The 5,445-nt window shown below is 37.3% G+C and carries 6 protein-coding genes; 4 read left to right on the forward strand and 2 right to left on the reverse strand.

Features of this window, described 5'->3' with window-relative positions; genetic code table 11:
• The 4 genes from ACQKNR_RS29095 to ACQKNR_RS29110 all read left to right on the forward strand — a co-directional run.
• On the forward strand, positions 1–783 hold a 783-nt coding region (locus ACQKNR_RS29095), incomplete at its 5' end, for a CPBP family intramembrane glutamic endopeptidase (protein ID WP_427322723.1).
• Positions 784–1,128: 345 nt separating this feature from the next.
• On the forward strand, positions 1,129–1,680 hold the full coding sequence (locus ACQKNR_RS29100; protein ID WP_427322733.1) for a GNAT family N-acetyltransferase: 552 nt from the start codon (positions 1,129–1,131) through the stop codon (positions 1,678–1,680).
• Between the two features lie 369 nt (positions 1,681–2,049).
• Entirely contained in the window at positions 2,050–3,006 is a 957-nt protein-coding gene (locus tag ACQKNR_RS29105; RefSeq protein WP_427322725.1) for a VOC family protein, read from the forward strand.
• A gap of 476 nt (positions 3,007–3,482) precedes the next feature.
• A complete protein-coding gene (locus tag ACQKNR_RS29110) occupies positions 3,483–4,022 on the forward strand; it encodes a hypothetical protein (protein ID WP_427322727.1) in 540 nt (179 codons plus the stop codon).
• Positions 4,023–4,465: 443 nt separating this feature from the next.
• On the opposite strand, the gene ACQKNR_RS29115 is transcribed toward ACQKNR_RS29110, so the two are convergent.
• Together ACQKNR_RS29115 and ACQKNR_RS29120 are read right to left on the reverse strand one after the other, a co-directional pair.
• Positions 4,466–4,807 carry a YolD-like family protein gene (locus ACQKNR_RS29115; protein WP_427322729.1) on the reverse strand — a complete coding sequence of 114 codons (342 nt, stop codon included), beginning with the start codon at positions 4,805–4,807 and terminating at the stop codon, positions 4,466–4,468.
• Positions 4,804–5,445, reverse strand: a 642-nt coding sequence (locus ACQKNR_RS29120) for a hypothetical protein (protein WP_427322731.1), incomplete at its 5' end; no start/stop codon positions are given. The genes ACQKNR_RS29115 and ACQKNR_RS29120, both read right to left, overlap by 4 nt.

Below are 5,445 nucleotides of genomic sequence, written 5' to 3' on the forward strand. Positions count from 1 at the left end.
ACAGTACAATTTACGATGCTGACATTTTGCATAGCCTATCTTGTGTCAGGTGCTTTGATTGCTCTTGGGCAATTCGGATATTCGGTTCACAATTGGGTTCACTCGTTACAGCAATTCGGGATGAATATCCCCTTTGCAATCTATATTTTGTCGCCCGCTATTGCTTCATATATCGTTCTGAAGAAAAATAACAAAATAGCAGGTTTCAAGGAATGGTTGAGAACTGTTTTTTATGCCAAAAATAGCATATCTCTCTATTTGTTCGTTGTTGCAGGACTTGCACTGTATTTTTTGATACATATTGCAGTTTCAGGCCACACGGAAATGGTGCTTCCATTTTATACGTTCTTCCTTTCCCTGCTTGGTAATCTTATTATCGGTGGCTTGGAGGAAGCTGGCTGGATGTACATATTGCAGCCTGAACTTGACAAAAAATACGGTTTTGTTTTGTCTTCTGTTTTTGTTGGAATCATTTGGATTTTATGGCATATCCCTCTCTTCTTCATTCCGGGGACGAATCACGGAGAGGGACTCATTAACTTTTGGATGTTTGCAGTTCAACTCATTGCGTTTCGGTTTTTCAACGGGGCAATCTACAAAATATCAGGAAAAGGCCGTGTGTTTATGTGCGTATTATTCCACACCATGTTCAATGCGGCATCCCCCATCTTCGGCACCATGACTATGACTTGGGCGGGAACCATTGCCGCAAATGCTGTGATTGTTCTTGTTTCAATTGTAACCGTTGTAATATACGACAAAAAGAACAGGCGAATAGTATAAGCATAATCCGTGTTCGCCAAATTCCAGTTTGTTGAATAGCCGTTTATATAAACGAAACGTCTTTGCAGGAGTGGCGAAGCCACGACTACATGAACAGCCCCCATTATCTAACTGGGGCGCAAATTAACCTATAATTCCCCATTCTGAAAGAAATGTGATTAACATCAATGTGTAAGATTGTGAAATGTTGTACTTAAAGTAACAGGTGCTTTAGTTGAAAAAAATCAAACAACTTTATTATCATTTTAAGTAACAATATTCTTTTAGATCAATTCAGTTTTAAACAACTTTTTTAAAGCCCTATTACATTTGATATGTAGTAAGGCTCTTGCTTTATTATAGCGAATTAAACAACTTTATTATCACTCTACAAGATTCAAACTGCGGGAAATGGAAGAAGAAGATTGGATAGATATACATATATACGCTTCTCAGCCTATTGTGTGTCAGCATCAACCATGGGGTCCGAATTCAGAGGAGGAAACAAAAGATTTTGTAGAACAGGTTCTTCTAGATGCAAAAAAAGAACCAAGAAGTCGTTTTACTTTTGCTGTAGTTGAAAGGGAAAAAGAAAGAATGATCGGTGCAGGTGAGATAAACATTCGAGATTTTAAAAATAGAGAAGGTGAAATAGGATATATCATAAATCCAAATTACTGGAAAATGGGATTTGCTACAGAAGTATCACAAATGTTAATCAGGTTTGGATTTGAAGAATTAAATCTTCATCGTATCTTCGCGACTTGTGATCCAAGAAATATAGGTTCGCAAAAAGTGTTAGAAAAAAATGAAATGACTAAAGAGGGTAGAATTCGTGAAAGTTTGTTATTAAAAGATGGCTGGCGCGATTCTCTTTTATACAGTATTTTAGAACAAAAATGGAAAGAAATTAATTAATAAATTTATATTTGAATAAAATCTCTTAGTGCAATTGAGATATTAAAAATAATTAAACTTTTTTATAAAAAACAAAATCTGTATATAAAAGCGAGGAAGCCATTTTAATCAAACTTTTTTTTAAATGGCTTCTTTTTATTTATCGTAAAACTTGGGATTGCGAGGTAGTTTTGAACAAACTTTATTTCAAAACTACAGAAGCTTCGAGGTTTCTAAAAATAAGAATAATCAACTAAACAAAGGATTATAAATTGGAGTACCACGACATTGCCATCAACTTAAGAAAACAAGTCACCCCAAATTGTTCAATGTATCTAAAATAAACTTTTCTTTTGTCACAATTATTGAATTCAAGGAGAGTGGATGCAGATGCATGCTGAAATCAAATTCATTCATCACGTCGGCCATGTAGTCTCCGATATGGAAGCTGCGCTCGAGCTGTACAGAAAACTGGGATTTGTCTGTTCGCCGCCGTCCTATCCGGCGATGGCCGAAAATGAAGGAGAACCTCCGAAGCCATTCGGAGCGGCCAATTCGCATGCCGAGTTTTTAGGCAACTTTATCGAAATCGTAACGGTTGCCGAGATAGGCGCGAAGATTCCGATTAATGCAAAACTCGTTCCGTTGCAGGCATCGCCGGATGTGATTCAAGCAATAATCGGAAAAATCAAACGTACTGTTGATACTGTCTCCAGATGTCTATCCCGTTATGAAGGAGCGCATATTCTTTGTTTCGGTACCGAGGACGCCGGCCGTACAGCGGATCGTTTCCAACGGAGTGGAATCAGTCATAGCGGTGTTAACACCGTACAGCGGGCTCTTGAGATGTCCGGGGGAATTCAACTAATTCCCGTGCGCTATTTGGAAATTGACGGAGACAACGTGTACGAAGGTCGTCTGGCTGCAGCGGAAAACCCACCCTCAGCCATAGTAGAGGAGCAAATACCTCCAAACCATCCGAATGGGGCGACGGATCTGGTCGAATCAATCTTATGCGTAAACGATTCCGAGTTGGACGAATTCACTCGGCGATATGGCAGGTATTTGGACTGTGAGGTCCGGACGGATGGAGTGACACACATCTTTAACTTAGAAGGAGCTCGCATCACAATCGTTCCCGGGTCGCGGTTGTCAGAGCTGCTACCAGGAGAGGTGGCCCCCTCGCTACCGGGATTCGCCGGGTACGCAGTAGCAGTGAGCGACATCTCCCACACCCGAAGTTATCTCGAAGAGAACGGTTTACCGATAGTGGAGACGACCTCGGGCGATATCTTCGTACCAGCAGCTTCGGCGCTTGGTGTTGCTATTGTGTTTAGAAAAGCATAGCCGCGAAAAGCAAACATTTCGCGTTAAATTGAAACGGAGGTAATCTTGTTCGCTACGTTTTAGAGATGAACCACTCATTACGAAGAAGAACATTTGAAAGCAAGTAGATATTTCCATATCAGTATACTAGAAAAAGAGACTCTATAATGTTAAAGGTATATTAGATATAGGAGTAAGAATAGTAAGGAATGAAATTTCTACTGTCCTTTTTTTATGCATACATACAGTTTGGTGATATATAGTAATTTAAGTCAATACATGTTATTGTTGAAATATTGAATATAGCATGAATATTATTTCTTTTGGAGGGGGGGGTAGTCTCAGTTCGTAGGTCCTTCCTAAAAATGAAAGCATAGCTTAGTAAAAGGTCGTGATGCATATATCTAAGATAAAACAAACACCGGAAGGTAAATGGCGTGAAACAATATCTATAAGAAAAGCGAGTAATTGTGTGCGTTGTACAAGGGGGTGTTGGGGTGAATGTAATTGCGTGGCTGATCGTTGCTTGTGAAATAGGGTTTTGGGTTGTTATAACTTTAGGTCTGCTCACTCGATATATCCTTAAGAAAAAAAAATTAGGATTGTTTTTCCTAGCTTTAACACCTGTTATTGATTTAATTTTATTAGTTGTTACGGGTGCCGATTTGTACCGTGGTGCGACTGCCACCCAAGTGCATGCAATAGCTGCTGTATATATTGGAATCTCAATCGCATTCGGTAGGAGTATGATTGAGTGGGCTGATATTCGCTTTCAATATTATGTGATGAAACAGGGAGCGAAACCAGTTAAAAGATTTGGCATTGAGTATGCGAAACACTACTTTAAAAGCTGGGGACAACATGTGCTTGCTTTTCTAATAGGTGCCGGAATTTTATTTGTCTTAATCTATTTAATTAACGATTCTTCTCGAACAGAAGTGTTGGCTGGCTTTCTAAAAGTATGGACACTTGTGTTGGGTATCGATCTTTTGATTGCCATAAGCAATTTTATTTGGCCGAAAAGGGAAAAAGGGTAACAATTTAATAACGCAATTGGGGACTATTGTTGAATAAAACTTAGATTTTCAAACCACTTTATTATTATATTTTTTCGTGTAGTGAAATATCTTACTTTAAAAATTAAACAACATTATTTTTAACCCCGTCCTAAATTTAGAACGGTGTTTTTCTTGTTTGAACTTTTAAAATCAAATAACTTTACTATCATTTTACAATTTTTTTAAAAAAGAGCCTATATCTTTTATTACTTAGTAATTTAAGATATAGGCTTTTCTTATCAAGCTCTTACGGGCTTAATGTACCTTTAATATAATGGAGTCTCTTTTGTTATAGATATTTTAGACTCAAGTTTCATTTATTATATCTGTAAAATATAGTTTCATATCCTTAGCTTCGTATTTATTTCAAGGGGGAGAGCGCAATCAGCACATTTAATATTGATACTTAGCATGGAATGCATTTATTTTGCATCAATAATATCCATAAATTTAAGATTAATCCTGTTATAAAAAGCATCTGTACATATTATAGAACAGTTCAATGGATCAATATCAGTTACGGTCATATAGTTAGTAAGCAAATAGCCATCTTCGTAATATGTAATCAACACCTCTTCTTCAGATAGTAATGAGCATAATAACATGTTCTCGATAAGTTCCTTTTCTTCAGAAGTTAAGATTGGACGTGCTACTTTATTTTTTTCCTTAATAATCTCATGTATACCATCAAATTGTTCTGTCATTGCAGCAAAAGGCGTCCATTTCACCATTCCTCTTCCCTTTGGCATATTAGCGTTGTTCATGATTTGTGACCTCCTAACAATGTGTTTCTGTATCTTGCTGTAGCACTATCTGTATAAGAAACTCCTCTTAAAATGCTGTTCTTACCAAACTTAGTGCGTATTTCATCCATTACCTTCGTTAATTTCATTTCTTTTTCTCGTTGTATTACATTGTCAAAAAGAGATATTTGTTCTTCACCTTCGTTGATTAAGTTGGTTAAAGAAATATTGATGGATCTAATTGGTTCCCCGGTATAAAACTTATGTAAAAAATATGTACAAATATGATAGATATCCATTGTTAAATTGGTTGGTCGGTTCATAGTGTGAGTTTTTCTGAAACCACCAGCGTGATTTTTACTGTAACCTATGGAAAAATGGATTGTTTGAGCTAGTTTGTTTTGTCTTCTCATTCGATAACAAACTTCCTCGATATGCTCCAGTAGGATAATCTCGAATTCCTCTATCGTGTAATCACGCATGAGTATTTGACTTTTACCAATAGATGTTGTTACAGGTATGTATTTTTCTGCAATGCGGCTAAAATCAATGCCGTTGCTATGTAAGTGGTAGGATGAGCACCCGACGCCTTGACATATTACTATGTTAGGTTTTCGTGTACTTTCCTCCAAACCGTACGTACATCTCTCGATGTATAC

Origin of the sequence: Bacillus sp. NPDC094077, from assembly GCF_050279465.1 — a bacterium.
In the GTDB taxonomy this organism is placed as follows: domain Bacteria; phylum Bacillota; class Bacilli; order Bacillales; family Bacillaceae_G; genus Bacillus_A.

Coding starts and splice junctions, on each gene's coding strand:
- ACQKNR_RS29105 (WP_427322725.1), top strand. CDS start 2,050: ATGCATGCTGAAATCAAATTCATTCATCACGTCGGCCATGTAGTCTCC.
- ACQKNR_RS29115 (WP_427322729.1), bottom strand. CDS start 4,807: ATGAACAACGCTAATATGCCAAAGGGAAGAGGAATGGTGAAATGGACG.